The sequence below is a fragment of the Bradyrhizobium sp. STM 3809 genome (genome assembly GCF_000239795.1).
Taxonomy (GTDB): domain Bacteria; phylum Pseudomonadota; class Alphaproteobacteria; order Rhizobiales; family Xanthobacteraceae; genus Bradyrhizobium.
In genome coordinates this window covers 1-17,046 of the sequence record NZ_CAFJ01000224.1, presented here as the reverse complement: position 1 = coordinate 17,046, position 17,046 = coordinate 1, and the positions used below count along the sequence as shown (strand labels likewise).

Genomic DNA, 17,046 nt, shown 5'->3' with positions numbered 1-17,046 from the left:
GCTCCGGATCACCGCGGTGCAGTCGCTGACCGGATGGCTGTACGGCTGTGGCATCGGCGGCGGACTGGCCATCCTCGCCGCCTCGTCGCAACGCCTGCGCTTTGCATTGCAGCCGGTCACGACGGCGTTCCTGGGCATCCCGCCTGTGGCGTGGCTCGTGCTCGCCTTCCTCTGGTTCGGCGCGTCCGGCTTCATGCCGGCGTTCACGGTGGCGATCACCGTGTTTCCGATCATCTTCTTCGCGGGCCTGCAGGGCCTCGATGCGCGCGATCCCGGGCTTGCCGAGATGGCGCGGCTCTATCACGCCTCGCGCCGGCTGACCTGGATCGACATCGACCTGCCGCAGTTGCTCGACCAGTTGCTGCCCGCGGCGGCCACCGCGCTCGGCTTCGCCTGGAAGGTCTGCGTGATGTCGGAGGTGATGGGCAGCGGCACCGGCATCGGTGGACGCCTGGCCACCGCGCGGGCGCATCTCGATCTGCCGGAGACGATGGCGTGGATCATCCTGGTGATGCTGCTGGTGCTGGCCTGCGACCTCGTTTTTGTCGCGCCACTCAGAGGATGGGCGGCGACGCGGCGCGCGCCCGCCAACGAACTCGGCTGACACATGCTCGACATCAGCAATCTGGCGATGCGGTTTGCCGGGACGACGGTCATCGATGCCGTCGATCTCCAGGTCGCAGCCGGCGCATTCGTCGCCGTGCTCGGCCCCTCCGGCTGCGGCAAGACCACGCTGCTGCGGCTGGCCGCCGGCGCGCTGCGCCCGACGGCCGGCCGCGTGACGAACGATTTTGCGCGCGCAGCCTTCGTATTTCAGGATTCGCGGCTCGCGCCGTGGATGACCGCGCTCGACAATGCCGGCTTCGGTCTGAAGGCGCTGGGGCTGGCCAAGGCCATGCGCGACGACCAGGCGCGGCGCATCCTGCTGCGCTTGGGCTTCGATGTGAGCGACCTCGGCAAGCGCCCGCACGCGCTGTCCGGCGGCATGCGCCAGCGCGTCGGGCTGGCACGGGCGCTCGCGGTGGCACCGGACCTGCTGCTGCTCGACGAGCCGTTCTCGGCGCTCGATGTCGGCCTGCGGCGCGACATGCAGCGAATGATCCGCAGCGAGGTGGATCAGGCCGGCATCGCCGCGCTGCTCGTCACCCACGACATCGCCGAGGCGGTGCGCCTGGCAGACCGCATCATCGTGCTGTCGCCACGCCCGGCCAGCATCGTCGCCGCACTGGCCAATCGCCCCTGCGACGATGAGGCCGTCATTTTCGAAACCGCCGCCAGGCTGCTGCGCACGCCGGGCGTCACTGAGGCCTTGCTGCGACCGGCCTCATCCTTGCCGGCGCCGGCTCGCGAGAGCGCGGCCCGCATCGTGAGCATTGCGCGATGGCGCAAGCCTCAGGGACGGTCGTGATCGTACAGCACGCGCACGCGGATCGTGCCGTCCACCGCGCGAAGCTCCGACAGCAGTTCCTCGCCTTCGCCGCCGACCACGTCGGTTTCCAGCACGACATAGCCGACTTCCGGATCGGTCTGCAGATATTGCGCGAGGATGTTGATGTTGTGCCGTGACACGGCCTCGTTGACCTGGCGCAACACGCCCGGCACGTTGCGGTGGACGTGGATGAAACGCGTGCCGGTCGGTCGCGCCGGCAACTGCACCTGCGGGAAGTTCACCGCGCCGAAGGTCGAACCGACGTCGGAGTAGTCGATCAGCTTGCGCGCGACCTCGCCGCCGATGCGGTCCTGCGCCTCCTCGGTGGAGCCGCCGACATGCGGGGTCAGGATCACGTTGGGCAGGCCCTGCAGCGGCGAGACGAACGGATCGGCATTCGACGCCGGCTCCACCGGGAACACGTCAACGGCGGCGCCCGACAGCTTGCCGTCGCGCAGCGCGCTGGCGAGCGCCTCGATGTCGACCACCGTGCCGCGCGAATTGTTGATGAGGTAGGCGCCGTCCTTCATGTGCCGGATCTGGCGCTCGCCGATCATGTTGGCGGTCGCCGGCGTCTCCGGCACGTGCAGCGAGACGACGTCGCTCGTCGCCAGCAGGTCGTCGAGGCTCTCGACCGGCTCGGTATTGCCGTGACGGAGCTTGTCGGTGAGATCGAAGAAGATCACCCGCATGCCCATCGCCTCGGCGAGGTTCGAGAGCTGCGAGCCGATATTGCCGTAGCCGACGATGCCGAGCGTCTTGCCGCGCACCTCGCGGCTGCCATTGGCCGACTTGTCCCAGCCGCCGGCATGCGCCGACACCGAGCGCGGGAAGATCCGCCGCATCAGCATCACGACCTCGGCGATGGTCAGCTCGGCGACGCTGCGGGTGTTCGAATAGGGCGCGTTGAAGACGGGAATGCCGAGCCGCCGCGCCGCATCGAGATCGACCTGGTTGGTGCCGACCGAGAAGCAGCCCACGGCCATCAGCCGGTCGGCGGCCTGCAGCACATCGGCGGTCAGATTCGTCCGCGAGCGGATGCCGAGCATGTGAACGCCGGACAGCATCCGCTTCAATTCCGCCGAGCCGAGCGCCTTGGGCAGCCGTTCGACCTCGGTATAGCCGCTGGCCTCGAACATGCGGACGGCCGAGTCGTTCACGCCCTCGAGGAGCAGAACGCGGATCTTTTGCTTGGGCAGCGAGAGCGGCATGGGCCTGGCCTGGTTGATCGTGGGTGTGGCGTCGTGTTGCAGGTGTTACAGTCGCGATGCGTTGAAACTTGGTGAATGCGCCGCGGCAGGAGCGCTTTCTGTCGCTTTCTCAGCATCTTGTCCACTCCGCAACGGCAATTTGAGCGGCGATGCAAAAACGGCGCCTGGCATACCGGATTCACGCCGCTTCTTGCGGCGCAACAACCGCAGATCGTTACTTTGTGTGCTGACAAACCAGGCGAGCAACGCTAGCCTTCCCGGCAATCACAAAATCATCGGGAGGTCAGCATGTCAGACGGTCTGGTCGAGGCACGCCCGCAGGAGGCTATTCACGGCGAAACCCAGACGGTGGACGTCGCCGTCGTCGGCGCCGGATTTGCGGGGTTGTACCTGCTGCACCGGCTGCGCAAGGCCGGTTTCTCGACCGTGGCGCTCGATACCGCCAACGATGTCGGCGGCACCTGGTATTGGAACCGCTATCCCGGCGCCCGCTGCGACATCCAGACCGTCGACTACAGCTACACCTTCGATCCCGAGCTCGAGACCGCCTGGCAGTGGTCGGAGAAATACGCCACCCAGCCGGAGATCCTGCGCTATCTCGGCTTCGTCGCCGATCGCTATGACCTGCGCCGCGATATCCGCTTCGGCACCCGCGTGCTCGGCGCCGCCTGGGACGAATCCCAGCAGCGCTGGCTGCTGACCACTGACAAAGGTCCTGCCGTGTCCTGCCGCCACTACATCATGGCGACCGGCTGCCTGTCGCAGCCGAAGCCGCCGGAGATCGACGGCGTGCATGATTTCAAGGGCGAGATCTACTTCACCAGCCGCTGGCCGCATGACGGCGTCGACCTCCGCGGCAAGCGCGTCGCAGTCATCGGCACCGGCTCCTCGGGCATCCAGTCGATCCCGATCATCGCCGAGCAGGCCGCGCAGCTCACCGTATTCCAGCGCACGCCGAACTTCGCGCTTCCGGCGCATAACGGCCCGCTGCCGGCGGATCGCGCCGCCCAGCTGGCGCAGGATCGCAATGCCTTGCGCGAGCAGGCGCGCTGGTCGATGACCGGCGTGCCGATCCCGCCTGCGACGGAATTCAGCTGGGCGCTGAGCGAGGCCGAGCGTCGCGAGCGCTTCGAGAAGATGTGGGCCTCGGGCGACCTCGTCGGCATGCTGACGCAGCTCTGGGCCGACCAGGGCGTCGATGCCGACGGCAACGCACTGCTCGCCGATCTCATCCGCGAGAAGATCCGCGAGATCGTCAAGGATCCCGAAACGGCCGAGGCGCTCACGCCTCACGATCATCCGTTCGGCGCCAAGCGTCCGTGCCTCGACACCAACTACTACGCGACGTTCAACCGTCCGAACGTGACGCTGGTGAACCTGCGCAAGGAGCCGATCGCATCGATCACCACGGGCGCGATCAAGACCGACAGGCGCAGCTTCGACGTCGACGTCATCGTGTTCGCGACCGGCTTCGACGCCATGACCGGCGCGATCCGCGCCGTGCATCCGATCAAGGGCCGCGGCGGCAAGTCGCTCGACGACAGCTGGGCCGATGGCCCGGAGACCTATCTCGGACTGACCGTCGCCGGCTTCCCGAATCTGTTCCTCATCACCGGTCCCGGCAGCCCATCGGTGCTGTCGAACATGGCGGTGTCGATCGAGCAGCATGTCGACTTCGTGGTCGATCGGCTGGCCGCGCTGCGCGACGCCGGCTTCACCACGATCGAGCCGACCGAGACCGCGCAGGCCGGCTGGATGCGCCACATGGCGGACTGCTCGACCGTGACGCTGCACCGGCTCGCCAACACCTGGTACACGGGCGCCAACGTGCCCGGCAAGCCGCAGACCTTGATGCCCTATACCGGCGGCGTCGGTCCCTATCGCGGCATCTGCAACGAGGTCGTCAGCCGCGGCATGCTCGGCTTCAAGCTCACGGGACCGGGCGGCGCGACCCAGTGCAACGACGGTGAGATCGTGAAGCTGCAGCCGGATGTCCGGCTGGTGCTGAACATGCTCACCGAGATGAACCTGCCGCCGATCGAATCGATGGGCGCGCAAGGCGCACGCGACTTCGTCGCCGAGTTCAACAAGGCCCGGCCGCCGGGGCGCCCCGTCGGCGAAGTGAAGGACGGAACGCTGCCGGGCGCCGAGGGTCCCCTCGCCTACCGCCTCTACCGTCCGGCGACGCCGGGCCCGCATCCGATCGTCGTGTACTTCCACGGCGGCGGCTGGGTGCTCGGCGACGAGCAGTCGGACGATCCGTTCTGCCGCGACCTGTGCCGCCGCTCCAACATGATCTTCGTCAGCGTGAACTACCGCCACGCGCCGGAGCACCGCTTCCCCGCAGCGGCCGAGGACGGCTATGCCGCAGCCAAGTGGGTCGCCGAGCATGCCGCCGAGCTCGGCGGCCGCGAGGGGCCGGTGCTGGTGGCCGGCTGGAGCGCGGGCGGCAACATCGCCGCCGTCACCTGCCAGCTGGCGCGCGACCGCGGCGGGCCGGCGATCGGCGGCCAGCTGCTGGTCTGTCCGGTCACCGATTGCAGCTTCGATCGTCCGTCCTACGCCGAGAATGCCGCCGGCTACTTCCTGACGCGCGGGCTGATGTTCTGGTTCTGGGACATCTACTGCTCGCCGGCTGACCGCACCGATCCCCGGGTGTCGCCGCTGCGCGGCCAGCTGAAGGGACTGCCGCCGGCCTATATCGTCACCTGCGAGTTCGATCCGCTGCGCGATGAGGGTGTCGCCTATGCGGAAGCGCTCGCCGCGGCCGGTGTGCCGGTCGGACAGTTGAAGGCGCGTGGCCACTTCCACTCGTCGTTCACGATGGTCGACGTCGTCATCACCGGCGTCGGCGGTCGCATCCAGATGGCGGAAGCGCTGCAGGCCTTCACCCAATCCGGTGAGGACAGCGGCTCGCCGGAGATCAACGCCGCGGCGAGCTGACGAAGCGCGGCCGAGGCCGATCGACATCGAGACGGCCCGCAGACCTGCGGGCCGTCGAGCTGATGCCGAGCCTGCAATAAGAGTGAAAGAAATCGACGCCGTCAGCCAACGGCCGCGATCGCCGCGTCATAGGCATGCACCGAGGCCCAGGCGGTCTTGCGCACGTCGCTCGCGGTCATACCCGGCTTGTACAGGCTCGAGCCCAGGCCGAAGGCGCGCACGCCGGCCGCGACATAGCCGGCGAGATTCGCATCTGAGACGCCGCCGACGGCTCCCACCACGACGCCCTTCGGCAGCACCGCAAGCTGGGCCGCGATCCCCGACGGCCCGAGCACGGACGCGGGAAAATATTTCAGCGCCGAGGCGCCGCAGCGCAGCGCGAGGAAGGCTTCTGTCGGCGTGAACACGCCGGGCATCGTCACCATGTCATAGGCCTGCGCCGTGGCCAGCACTTCGGCATCGACGTTCGGGCTGACCATCAACCGCCCGCCGGCCTCGGCGACCCGCACGCAATCCGACGCATTGACCACCGTGCCGGCGCCGATCAGGCAGTCCTTGCCGAAACGGCTGGCGAGGCGCTCGATCGACACGAACGGATCCGGCGAGTTGAGCGGCACCTCGATCATCTCGAAACCGGCTTCGACCAGGACCTCGACGATGCCCTCGGCCTCGTCCGGCTTGATGCCGCGGAGGATCGCGACGAGCGACCGCTTGACGTTGGGCCAGACCACGGACTGTGTCATGTCAGGAACGCGCTCCCCAGATCTGCCATGCGGCCTTGATCAGGCCGCGGCGCGACGCTTGCTCGGCATCGCATTCATGCACGGTGAACCCGCTCGCCGCCAGCGCCGCGCGATAGAGACCGCCGAGCCGGCCCGCGCCGATCAACCTCACCGGACCGTCTGCGCCGAAGCGCGCCCGGGCGTCGGCGATCTCGCTGCCGATCAGAACTCCCGACAGACGCGCCGCTCCCGCGGACCGCGTCTCGAAGCCGAGCAGCTGCGCGGCGCGCAGCCGGAACAGCGTATTGCTCAAGCTCGCCGGCGACGACAGCGCCGATGCGAGGCCGGCGCGAAACTCGGGCCCATCCTCCGCGGCGACCTCTGACTCGACCGCGTGCTTGAGAATACTGTGCTCGGACATCACCGCGAACAGCTCGCCCGTCATGTAGGTCGCGAACGCAACCACTGCGCCGCGGTCGATCCGGATCCATTTGCTGTGGGTGCCGGGAATGCAGACGACGCCGGTGAAGTCCGGCTCGGTCACGCCGAGCAGCTGGGTTTCCTCGCCGCGCATCACATCGGGTGCGTCGGCGCGCGCCTGCGCGAGCCCGGGCAGGATCCGGACGTCGCCGTCGGTCTCGACGCGGATCGCTGCCGCGTGCAACGCATCCAGCCGGGTCGGGGTGTGAAGATAGGGCGCCTCCACCCAGCCCTGCCGCGCGCCGGCCATGCCGCAGATCAGCACGGGGGCCTCGGTGGGCGCTTCGAGCTTGGCAAGATGAGCACGCAGCACGGGCGCGAAACCCGACGTCGCACAATGTAGCATGCCCTCGTTGCTGCGGCTCTCGGCCAGCTCGGTCGCGTCGGCCGCGATCAGCCAGGCGCGGAAGCTCGAGGTTCCCCAGTCGACCGCGACAATGGCCGCCTTCGAAAAGGCCGCCTTGGAGGAGACCGCCTTGGACGAGGCTGCGTTGGACGAGACTGCGTTGGACACGTCTGCCGAGCTCATCGTTCCTCCGCGGTGTTGCTGCGACACGGTCGGACCGCTGCAAGGGTGGAGCAAGCCCTATAGGCATGATAGAGGCGACCGACAAGCGAGACCTCATCGTCGTGCGGCTTCCCGGCTATTCTCGGGCGCCGTGCGCTCATTCCTTGCCGCCCTGACGCGCTGCCCGCGCCCGCCTCGCCGGACCTCATTCATGACCATCACGGACCACCGCGCGGCGCGGCTCGCGACCCGCCTCGCCTTCTTCGTCGCCGGCTTCGGCATCGCCTGCTGGGCGCCGCTGGTGCCGTTCGCCAAGCAGCGGCTCGGCGTCGACGACGCCACGCTCGGGCTGTTGCTGCTGTCGCTCGGCGTCGGTTCGGTCGCCTCGATGCTGGCTGCCGGTCTCGTGAGCGCGCGCTATGGCAGCAAGCCCGTCGTCGTCGTCAGCGGCCTCGCTCTCGGGCTTCTCCTCCCGCCGCTGACCATCGCGTCCACGCCCGTGACCCTGGCCGCGGCGCTGTTCGGGTTCGGAGCGGCGCTCGGCTCGCTCGACGTCGCCGTCAACATCCAGGCGATCGAGGTCGAGCGGCTGAGCGAACGGCCGCTGATGTCCGGCTTCCATGCGCAATTCAGCATCGGCGGCTTTGCCGGCTCCGGCGTCATGACCGCGCTGCTCGCCTTCGGCATCACGCCGCTGCCGGGCACGATCATCTGCAGCGCCCTGGCCGTGGCCGCGATGATCGTTGCCGCGCCGCGACTGATGGCGAGCAAGCCGGCCGAACCGGGTCCGCTGCTGGTGCTTCCTCATGGCGCGGTGCTGCTGCTGGCGGCACTCGCCGCGATCATGTTCCTGGTCGAGGGCGCCATGCTCGACTGGAGCGCCCTGCTGCTGACCGGCTCCGGCCGCCTGCCGGCCGCACAGGCCGGGCTCGGCTACATCATGTTCTCGATCGCCATGACGGCGGGCCGTCTGGTCGGTGACGGCGTCGTCGCGCGCATCGGCGATCGCGCCACCTTGCTGTGGGGCAGCGTCATCGCGATGACGGGCTTCATCATGCTGCTGGTCATTCCCTCGATCATGGCCGCCATCTCAGGGTTTGCTCTGATCGGCGCCGGCGCATCGAACCTCGTCCCCGTCCTGTTTCGCCGCGCCGGCGCGCAGAGCGCGATGCCGGTCGGCCTTGCGGTCGCGGCCGTCACCACGGCGGGCTACTCCGGCGTGCTGCTGGGACCCGCCGGCATCGGCTTCGTAGCTGCGGCCACCAGCCTGGCGACGGCGTTCTGGATCCTGGCCGGGCTGCTGATCCTCGTGCTCGTCAGCGCTCCCTTCGTCGCAGCTGCGCCGCAATAGGAACGGGCCACGCGACCCCGGTTTGACCCCGCATCAGATGCCTCGGCAGATGCCTTGGCCAAGGAGCAGAAACATGCGGGCACTCAACATCATCACTCTCGTTCTCGTCATCATCGGCGGATTGAACTGGGGCCTCGTCGGCCTGTTCGATGTCGATCTCGTCACCGCCATCTTCGGCAACGGCGCCGCCGAAACCGCGACCTCATCGCCGATTGCCCGGATCGTCTACATCCTGGTGGCGCTGGCGGCGATCTACCAGATCGGCATGCTGGTGCGGCTGTCGTCGACGCGCAGCGACGTCGTCTATCGCTGACGTCAGGCCGGAGCCGAGCCTCGCAACCGGCGCGCGCGCGTTTCACGATAGCGTGCACCGGTCTGCGGCTTGACGAACAGCGCGGCGATCAGCGGGTACCGGGCGCGCAGCGCGGTCTCGATCGTCACCACGGCACGCTCGATGTCGTCGGCGCGCAGATCGTCGGCGAACTCGATGCTGAGCGCCACGACCACCTGCTGCGGAGACAGTTGCACCGTCAGCAGACCATTGGCGGCGAGCACGCCTTCCGACGAGCGCACGAGTTCGAGCACCGCGTCCGCAAGCTCAGGATCGGCTGGCTCGCCGATCAAGAGGCTCTTGCTCTCCCGCGCCAGCACCATCGAGGTCACAGCAAGCAGCAGCCCGATCAGGATCGAGCCGACGCCGTCCCAGACCGGCTCGTCGCATGCGACCGCCGCAGCGGTCGCGGCGGCCGCGATCACGATGCCGATCAGCGCCGCAGTGTCTTCGAACACCACCATGAATGCCGGCGGATCCTTGCTGCGGCGGAACGCCTCGATCAAGGAGAGGCCTGGTGCGGCCGCACGGAAGCGCCGCACCGCCACCCACCAGGAGCCGGCCTCGAACACGAATGACAGACCGAGCACGATGGCGTTGACCGTGGGGTCCTCGATCGGCGCCGGATGCATCAGGTGCGCGACGCCCTCGTACAGCGACACGCCCGCGCCGAGCGCGAACAGCAACAGCGCGACGATGAAGCTCCAGAAGTAGAGCTCGCGGCCGTGGCCGAGCGGGTGTCCGCGATCGGGCGGACGGCCGGCGCGGTGGAAGCCGTAGAGCAGCAGGAGCTCGTTGGCGGTGTCGACGACCGAATGAATGGCCTCGCTCATCATCGCCGAGCTGCCGGTCCAGACCGCCGCCGCGATCTTGGTGCATGCGACGAGCAGGTTGCCGGCCAAGGCAGCGTAGACGGCAATTCTGGAATCCGTGGTCGCTGCCATGACACCCCCGCCTTCGTCGTTCATGCGCCGGGCAACGCCGCTTGTCCGGCGCGGTTCCCTTGCGCCGCGTCCCCGGAACGATCAGGATCGCGCAGGCGCAACGGAGCGAGATGATGACAGGCGAGGTGGGTCAAGAGGTCGGGAGCGGCTCTGACGACAGACACGCGCGTGACGCCCACTTCCTGCGCCAGAGCTTTGCTGTCGCCCGCCGCGCAATGTCGCACGGCAATCATCCGTTTGCGGCCATCCTGGTCGACAGCGATGGCCACGTGCTGATCGAGGCCGAGAATGGCTACATGCCCGACCACGATGCCACGGCGCATGCGGAGCGGCTGGTCGCGACGCAGGCCTGTAGGTCGATCACACCGGAGGTCCGGGCAACCTCAACGCTGTATTCGTCGGCCGAGCCCTGCGCGATGTGCGCCGGCGCGATCTATTGGGCCGGCATCGGCCGGGTGGTCTATGGCTTGAGCGAACGGCGGCTGCGCGACTTCACCGGCAACCATCCGGAAAATCCGACGCTCGACCTGCCCTGCCGCGAGGTGTTCGCCAGCGGTCAGCGGGAGACCCAGGTCTCAGGCCCGCTGCTGGAGGACGAAGCCGCCGCGCTGCATGTCGGGGTGTGGGACAAGTAACGGGCGACACGGAAAAAGGCGCCGCGGCCGAGCCGCAGCGCCCTTTGTCATTGGTCAGGCCGATCAGAACTTGACGGTCACGCCCGAATACAGCGAGGACTCGGTGCAGGCACCGGTGCTGATGCGGTTGCCGCCGGCTCCGGCCACGGAGCAGCCGACCGCATTGTTGTGGTCGAGGCCGAACTTGTTCTGCCAGTAGCGATAGGCGACCCAGACGTCGATCATGTGGCTCTGCTTCTCGCCCCACATCGCCTTGGACGCATCGAAGGTCAGGCGGATCGGCTCCGAGTTGAACTCGACCTTGGTCGGATACACGCCGTTCGCGACGCTGGCCGGAAGCGGCTCGGTGTCGGTGCCCTTCTTGCCGTACCAGCCGGCACGGCCCGAGATCGAGAAGAACTGCATGTTCTCGGGCAGGAAGCCGAGATCCATGTAGTAGTTGGTCTCGACCGCCCAGGTCGGCTTGAACGAGGTGTTGCCGTCGGCGATACAGGGGGCCGACCAGCCGGCGCCGCACTGCGAGAACGAGTTGTGGTTGGCGAACTCCCAGTACATCAACGGCGCGACGTTGAAATAGCCCTTGTAGGGCAGGTTGAACGCAAACTGCAGACCGGCAACGACGTCACGCTTGGCGGCCCCGAAGTAGCGGTTCTCGGTATTGGCATCCATGCCCACCTCGAACGAGATGTTCTGCAGCGGGCCCATCGTGAAGGCCTTGGTGTTGAAGATCTGGTTCCAGCCGAAGGTCGAGCGGAACAGTCCGTAGATCTCGGTCGCGCCCGCGCAGCTCGCCGGCGTGAAGGCGAAGCCGGCGTTGGGCGAGACGATGCCGCCGGTCTGCGTGCAGGGGCCGGCCGGGTCGTTGTGGTCGGACTTGAACAGCGAGATCGTGAAGAAGTTGGTGCCGTAGCCCCACACGTCGAAGTGGGTGAACGAATAGACCTGCTTGGCGGTATTGGGGTTGAAGGTGCCGTTGGCGTTCGCGGTCCAGGCGCCCGGCTGGCGGGCATTGAAGATGTAGGAGAAGCTGACGCGGTTATCGACGACGAGGAAGAACGGCAGGTCCGCCGGAGCCTTCTTGGCGATTGCCTTGGCTGGCAGATCAGCCGCGCCGGCACTGCCGACCGACGTGAGCGCTGCCGCGCCAAGCGCAATGGCAGCCGCAATGGACTTGTAGGACGACATCTCAAACACCCCCAGTTAACAAGCGCCGATTCCCGACTTGCATGCACAGTTGCGCCGTTCCCCGGACGCTGGAAGCCTCAACTTTCTCCAGGCATTGCCCGCAGTTTCATCAAGCTTCCGCCCGATTGCCGCATCGGGGCATGCGCAGGGTTCCCAATGATGCGACGAGCGGCCGCGGCGCCGTCCGCCATGGAAACGCTCTTGCCACTTCAGATCATTGAGGTTTTTCGGAACTCAGGAATACGAAGAACCACGCACTTGCAGGCTCGATCGAACACGGCAAGCGACGTTGTCCGACGCATTGCATGACGCTGCTCATCTAACGGGCAGGATGCCGTGTTCCGCTGATTTCCAGGAACTGTCGCAAAAGTGCCACATCTCAGAACGCCGTTCTCGGCTTCCTCGCTGTTGCAGCACGAACCATCTGCAACCGATTATGGGGCGCACGGGCGAGCTCCCGTGGGCCGGGCCGATTGAGCAAGAGTTGAGCAGAGGATGACGCTTTTCGCCTCTTACGCGTCGCGGCAAATTAGCTCACAATTGAGGCAGTTCCATTCACTGCTCATGACGCAGCACGATGCTTAGTCCCGGCCCTGCCGATCCTCATCAGACACAACCGCTCCTGCAGACGGTCGGATTGACGAAGCGCTATGGCGACTTCCTCGCCAACGATGCGGTCGATATCGAGATCTTCCCACGCGAGATCCACGCGCTGCTCGGCGAGAACGGCGCGGGCAAGTCGACCCTGGTGAAGACGATCTACGGGCTGGTGCAGCCGAGCGCTGGCGAACTGCGCTGGCAGGGCGCGCCGGTCAAGCTGTCGGGGCCGGCCGAGGCGCGATCCCTCGGCATCGGCATGGTGTTCCAGCACTTCTCGCTGTTCGACAACCTGACGGTCGCAGAGAACGTGGCGCTCGGCCTCGATGGCAAGGAGCCTTTCAAGGCGATCTCCGAGCGGCTCGCCGACGTCGCCCGCGACTACGGCCTGCCGCTCGATCCCAAGCGCGAGGTCTGGCAATTGTCGGTCGGCGAGCGGCAGCGGATCGAGATCGTGCGCGCACTGATGCAGAATCCGAAATTCCTGATCCTCGACGAGCCGACCGCCGTGCTGACGCCGCAGGAGGCGGACCAGCTGTTCGTGGTGCTGGAGCGCCTCAAGGCCGAAGGCCGCGCCATCCTCTACATCAGCCACAAGCTCGACGAGGTGAAGCGGCTGTGCGACACCGCCACGATCCTGCGCGGCGGCAGGAAGGTCGCGACCTGCAATCCCAAGAGCGAGACGGCGGCGTCGCTGGCGCGCATGATGGTCGGCGCAGAGATCAAGGAGGTGAAGCCTCCGGCCGAGCGGCGCACGACGGTGCCGCGCCTGGTCGTCAACGATCTCACGCTCGCACCGGCGGAATTGCATGGTGTCCGGCTGCAGAACATCTCGTTCGAGCTGAAGGGTGGTGAGATCCTGGGCATCGCGGGCGTCGCCGGCAACGGGCAGGACGAGTTGTTTGCCGCGCTCTCCGGCGAACGCCTGGTCAAGGAGCCCGGAACGATCATCATCGACGGCCTCGCCTGCGGCAACCTCTCGATCACCCAGCGCCGCAAGATGGGCGCGGCCTTCGTGCCCGAGGAGCGGCTCGGGCACGGCACCGCGCCGCGGATGCGATTGTCGGAAAATGCGCTGCTCACCGGCCATGCTGCCAGCGACATGGTCCGCCACGGCTTCATCAATGCCGCCGCCACGCTGCGCACGGTGGATCGCACCACCGAGACCTTCGACGTCCGCAAGGCCAAGCGCGATCCGGAGGCCGCGAGCCTGTCCGGCGGCAACCTGCAGAAATTCGTGGTCGGCCGCGAGATCCTGCGGACTCCCGCGGTGCTGATCGTCAACCAGCCGACCTGGGGCGTCGACGCCGGCGCGGCCGCGATCATCCGCCAGGCGCTGATCGATCTCGCCAGCGCGGGCGCCGCGGTGCTGGTCACGAGCCAGGACTTGGACGAGCTGATGGAGATCGCCGACCGCATCGCCGTGATGTTCCACGGCCATCTCTCCCCGGCGCTGCCGCGCGCCGAGGCCACGCGCGAGAAGCTCGGCCTGCTGATGGGCGGCGCCAGTCTCGACCAGAAGGAGGCCGCGCATGCAGCTGGTGCTTGAGAAGCGCGCCGAGCGCTCGCGCACCATTGCGCTGGTGTCGCCGCTGATCGCGATCGGGCTGACGCTCGTCACCATGAGCGTGCTGTTCGCCGTGCTCGGTAAGAACCCGCTCACCGCGCTCGGCGTCTACTTCATCGCGCCGCTGACCGACGGCTATTCGCTGCAGGAGATCGCGGTGAAGGCGACGCCGCTGGTGATGATCGCGATCGGCCTGTCGCTGTGCTACCTCGCCAATGCCTGGAACATCGGCGCCGAAGGCCAGTTCCTGATCGGCGCCGTGGCCGGCAGCTGGATCGCGGTGAAGACGCAAGGCACGGAGGCCGGGCACTGGGTGCTGCCGGCGATGCTGGTCGCCGGCGCCGCGGCCGGCGCGCTCTATGCGCTGATCCCGGCGCTGTGCCGCGTCAAGTTCGGCGCCAGCGAGATCCTCACCAGCCTGATGCTGGTCTATGTCGCCGACCTCCTGCTCGACTATCTCGTCCGCGGTCCCTGGCGCGATCCGGCCGGCTTCAACTTCCCGACCACGGCGGAGTTCGATCCGGTCGCGACCGTGCCGGTACTGATCGAGGGCGGCCGGCTGCATCTCGGCAGCCTCATCGCGCTCATCGTCGTCGCCGGCGCCTTCGTGCTGCTCGACCGCACCATCAAGGGCTTCGAGATCCGCGTCGTCGGCGTCGCGCCGCGCGCCGCGCGCTTCGGCGGCTTCAACGCCAATCAGCTGGTACTGCTGACTTTCGCGGTCTCGGGCGCGCTGGCCGGCCTCTCCGGCATCATCGAGGTCGCCGGACCGGTCGGGCATCTGCAACCCGGGATTTCGCCAGGCTACGGCTTCACCGCGATCATCGTCGCCTTTCTCGGACGGCTCAATCCGATTGGAATATTAATTGCAGGACTTTTCCTCGCGCTGACGTTCATTGGTGGTGAGCAGGCCCAGATCACGATGAAGATTCCGCTCGATGTCACCAAGGTGTTCCAGGGCATCCTGCTGTTCTACGTGCTGGCCTGCGATTCCCTGATCCTCTACCGTTTCAAGCTCATCTTCACGTCGCGGCAGGTGCAAAGTGGTGCTGGTTGAAGCCATCATCCTGTCGGTGCTCGCCGCATCGACGCCGCTGCTGCTGGCGGCGACCGGTGAGCTCGTCACCGAGCGCGCGGGCGTTCTCAACCTCGGCGTCGAGGGCATGATGATCGTCGGCGCCGCCTGCGGCTTCGGTGGCGCCTGGCTGTCCGGCTCGATCATCGTCGGCGCGTTGTGCGGCATCGTCGCCGGCATGCTGATGTCACTGATCTTCGCGTTCATGACGCTCGGCCTCGCGGTCAACCAGGTGGCGACCGGACTGGCGCTGACCATCCTCGGCATCGGACTGTCCGGCCTGATCGGCGCGCGCTTCGTCGGCGAGCGCATCACCACCGCCCCCAAGCTCTCCATTCCCGGTCTCAGCGACATCCCGCTGGTCGGCCGCATCCTGTTCGGCGAGGATGCCTTCGTCTATCTGTCGGTGGCCCTGATCGTCGCCGTCTGGTGGTTCCTCTATCGCACCCGCGCCGGCCTGGTGCTGCGCGCCTGCGGCGACAATCACGTCTCCGCGCATGCGCTCGGTTATCCCGTGCTGCGCATCCGCATGCTCGCCGTGCTGTTCGGCGGCGCCTGCGCGGGACTGGCCGGCGCCTATCTGCCGCTCGCCTACACGCCGTTCTTCATTCCCGGCATGACCGCCGGGCGCGGCTGGATCGCGCTGGCGCTGGTCGTGTTCGCCTCCTGGCGTCCGGGCCGCCTCGTCATCGGCGCCTATCTGTTCGGCGCGGTGACGATCCTGCAGCTGCATGCGCAAGGGGCCGGCGTCGGGATCCCGTCGCAATTCATGTCGGCGCTGCCCTACCTCGCCACCGTGATCGTGTTGGTGCTGCTGTCGCGCGCCCGCACCGGCGGCTCGACGGCGCCGGCGGCGCTCGGCACGGTGTTCGTGCCGGATCGTTGACGATTTCGTCCCAGGCGCCTGCGATGGGGCGCGACGCTTGGGATCACCCCGTTTTCCCCTCACTGTTTGGAGATATCGACAATGATGAAAAGGCTTCTGGGCGCTGCCGCCGCGCTGGTGCTGGCGGGGAGCATCGCCGGCGCGGCGCACGCCGCCGACAAGCTGAAGGTCGGCTTCATCTATCTCGGCCCGATCGGCGATCTCGGCTGGACCTACCAGCACGAGCTCGGACGCCAGGCGCTGGTCAAGGAGCTCGGCGAGAAGATCGAGACCACCTATCTCGAGAACGTGCCGGAAGGCCCTGACTCCGAGCGCGCCATCGAGCAGCTGGTCCGCGCCGGCAACAAGCTGATCTTCACCACCTCGTTCGGCTACATGGACCCGACCTTGAAGGTCGCCAAGAAGTACCCGAACGTGCATTTCGAGCACGCCACCGGCTACAAGCGCGACAAGAACATGTCGACCTATTCGGGCCGCTGGTACCAGGGCCGCTACATCCAGGGCCAGATCGCGGCCAAGATGTCGAAGAGCGGCGTGCTCGGCTATATCGGCTCGTTCCCGATCCCCGAGGTCGTCTCCGGCATCAACGCCACCATGCTCGGCGCGCAGTCCGTCAATCCGAACATCAAGGTCAAGATCATCTGGGTCAACACCTGGTTCGATCCGGGCAAGGAGGCCGATGCCGCCAAGGCGCTGCTCGACCAGGGCGCCGACATCATCATGCAGCACACCGACAGCCCGGCGGCGATGCAGGTCGCGGCCGAGCGCGGCAAGCTCGCCTTCGGCCAGGATTCCGAGATGATCAAGTTCGGCCCGAAGGCGCAGCTGACCTCGATCCTCGACACCTGGGGCCCCTACTACATCGCCCGCGTCAAGGCCGAGCTCGACGGCACCTGGAAGTCCGAGGACACCTGGGGCGGCCTCGACTCCAAGATGTTCGAGATGGCGCCCTACACCAACATGCCCGACGACGTGAAGAAGATGGCCGAGGAGACCCAGGCCGCGATCACCGCCGGCAAGCTGCATCCGTTCAAGTGCCCGGTCGTGGCGCAGGACGGCAAGGAGGTCGAGTGCAAGGGCGGCGACCATCTCGCCGACGGCCAGATCCTCGGCATGAACTTCTACGTCAAGGGCGTCGACGACAAGCTGCCGGGCAAGTAGGCGAGCGCGCATTCGTCAACT

General features: G+C 67.3%; 15 protein-coding genes. 10 read left to right on the top strand and 5 right to left on the bottom strand.

What is annotated here, in order from left to right:
- The coding region (locus BRAS3809_RS12260) for an ABC transporter permease (RefSeq protein WP_035656174.1) at nucleotides 1-604 on the top strand (604 nt) is incomplete at its 5' end.
- Between the two features lie 3 nt (nucleotides 605-607).
- Nucleotides 608-1,408 carry an ABC transporter ATP-binding protein gene (locus BRAS3809_RS12255; RefSeq protein WP_008962409.1) on the top strand — a complete coding sequence of 267 codons (801 nt, stop codon included), beginning with the start codon at nucleotides 608-610 and terminating at the stop codon, nucleotides 1,406-1,408.
- On the opposite strand, the gene serA is transcribed toward BRAS3809_RS12255, so the two are convergent.
- The gene (gene serA, locus BRAS3809_RS12250; protein WP_008962408.1) at nucleotides 1,393-2,640 is read right to left on the bottom strand and encodes a phosphoglycerate dehydrogenase; all 1,248 of its coding nucleotides are present in this window, start codon (nucleotides 2,638-2,640) and stop codon (nucleotides 1,393-1,395) included. The two genes, BRAS3809_RS12255 and serA, sit on opposite strands and share 16 nt — an antisense overlap.
- A 288-nt stretch (nucleotides 2,641-2,928) precedes the next feature.
- Here serA and BRAS3809_RS12245 point away from each other — a divergent pair, with 288 nt between their 5' ends.
- Nucleotides 2,929-5,583: a flavin-containing monooxygenase gene (locus BRAS3809_RS12245; RefSeq protein ID WP_008962407.1), complete on the top strand. Its 2,655-nt coding sequence runs from the start codon at nucleotides 2,929-2,931 to the stop codon at nucleotides 5,581-5,583.
- Nucleotides 5,584-5,684: 101 nt separating this feature from the next.
- Here the strand turns inward: BRAS3809_RS12245 and BRAS3809_RS12240 are convergent, their stop codons facing one another.
- The gene (locus BRAS3809_RS12240) at nucleotides 5,685-6,326 is read right to left on the bottom strand and encodes a 2-dehydro-3-deoxy-6-phosphogalactonate aldolase (RefSeq protein WP_008962406.1); all 642 of its coding nucleotides are present in this window, start codon (nucleotides 6,324-6,326) and stop codon (nucleotides 5,685-5,687) included.
- 1 nt (nucleotide 6,327) lies between these two features.
- A complete protein-coding gene (locus tag BRAS3809_RS12235) occupies nucleotides 6,328-7,314 on the bottom strand; it encodes a 2-dehydro-3-deoxygalactonokinase (RefSeq protein WP_008962405.1) in 987 nt (328 codons plus the stop codon).
- Nucleotides 7,315-7,504: 190 nt separating this feature from the next.
- Between BRAS3809_RS12235 and BRAS3809_RS12230 the strand changes: the two genes are divergently transcribed.
- Entirely contained in the window at nucleotides 7,505-8,644 is a 1,140-nt protein-coding gene (locus tag BRAS3809_RS12230; protein ID WP_008962404.1) for an MFS transporter, read from the top strand.
- 73 nt (nucleotides 8,645-8,717) lie between these two features.
- A complete protein-coding gene (locus tag BRAS3809_RS12225) occupies nucleotides 8,718-8,957 on the top strand; it encodes a DUF378 domain-containing protein (protein WP_008962403.1) in 240 nt (79 codons plus the stop codon).
- A gap of 2 nt (nucleotides 8,958-8,959) precedes the next feature.
- On the opposite strand, the gene BRAS3809_RS12220 is transcribed toward BRAS3809_RS12225, so the two are convergent.
- Nucleotides 8,960-9,919: a cation diffusion facilitator family transporter gene (locus BRAS3809_RS12220; protein ID WP_008962402.1), complete on the bottom strand. Its 960-nt coding sequence runs from the start codon at nucleotides 9,917-9,919 to the stop codon at nucleotides 8,960-8,962.
- A gap of 113 nt (nucleotides 9,920-10,032) precedes the next feature.
- Here BRAS3809_RS12220 and BRAS3809_RS12215 point away from each other — a divergent pair, with 113 nt between their 5' ends.
- Nucleotides 10,033-10,554, top strand: a complete 522-nt coding sequence (locus tag BRAS3809_RS12215) for a nucleoside deaminase (RefSeq protein ID WP_083839094.1) — start codon at nucleotides 10,033-10,035, stop codon at nucleotides 10,552-10,554.
- Between the two features lie 63 nt (nucleotides 10,555-10,617).
- Here BRAS3809_RS12215 and BRAS3809_RS12210 read toward each other — a convergent pair whose 3' ends face one another.
- Entirely contained in the window at nucleotides 10,618-11,739 is a 1,122-nt protein-coding gene (locus tag BRAS3809_RS12210; protein WP_008962400.1) for a hypothetical protein, read from the bottom strand.
- Nucleotides 11,740-12,316: 577 nt separating this feature from the next.
- Between BRAS3809_RS12210 and BRAS3809_RS12205 the strand changes: the two genes are divergently transcribed.
- The 4 genes from BRAS3809_RS12205 to BRAS3809_RS12190 all read left to right on the top strand — a co-directional run bounded on the left by BRAS3809_RS12205 (nucleotide 12,317) and on the right by BRAS3809_RS12190 (nucleotide 17,025).
- Nucleotides 12,317-13,885 carry an ABC transporter ATP-binding protein gene (locus BRAS3809_RS12205; RefSeq protein WP_008962399.1) on the top strand — a complete coding sequence of 523 codons (1,569 nt, stop codon included), beginning with the start codon at nucleotides 12,317-12,319 and terminating at the stop codon, nucleotides 13,883-13,885.
- Nucleotides 13,869-14,960: an ABC transporter permease gene (locus BRAS3809_RS12200; protein ID WP_008962398.1), complete on the top strand. Its 1,092-nt coding sequence runs from the start codon at nucleotides 13,869-13,871 to the stop codon at nucleotides 14,958-14,960. Before BRAS3809_RS12205 ends, BRAS3809_RS12200 begins: the two co-directional genes overlap by 17 nt.
- On the top strand, nucleotides 14,947-15,864 hold the full coding sequence (locus tag BRAS3809_RS12195; RefSeq protein ID WP_035656172.1) for an ABC transporter permease: 918 nt from the start codon (nucleotides 14,947-14,949) through the stop codon (nucleotides 15,862-15,864). Before BRAS3809_RS12200 ends, BRAS3809_RS12195 begins: the two co-directional genes overlap by 14 nt.
- An 81-nt stretch (nucleotides 15,865-15,945) precedes the next feature.
- Nucleotides 15,946-17,025: a BMP family ABC transporter substrate-binding protein gene (locus tag BRAS3809_RS12190; RefSeq protein WP_008962396.1), complete on the top strand. Its 1,080-nt coding sequence runs from the start codon at nucleotides 15,946-15,948 to the stop codon at nucleotides 17,023-17,025.
- Nucleotides 17,026-17,046: the final 21 nt, after the last annotated feature.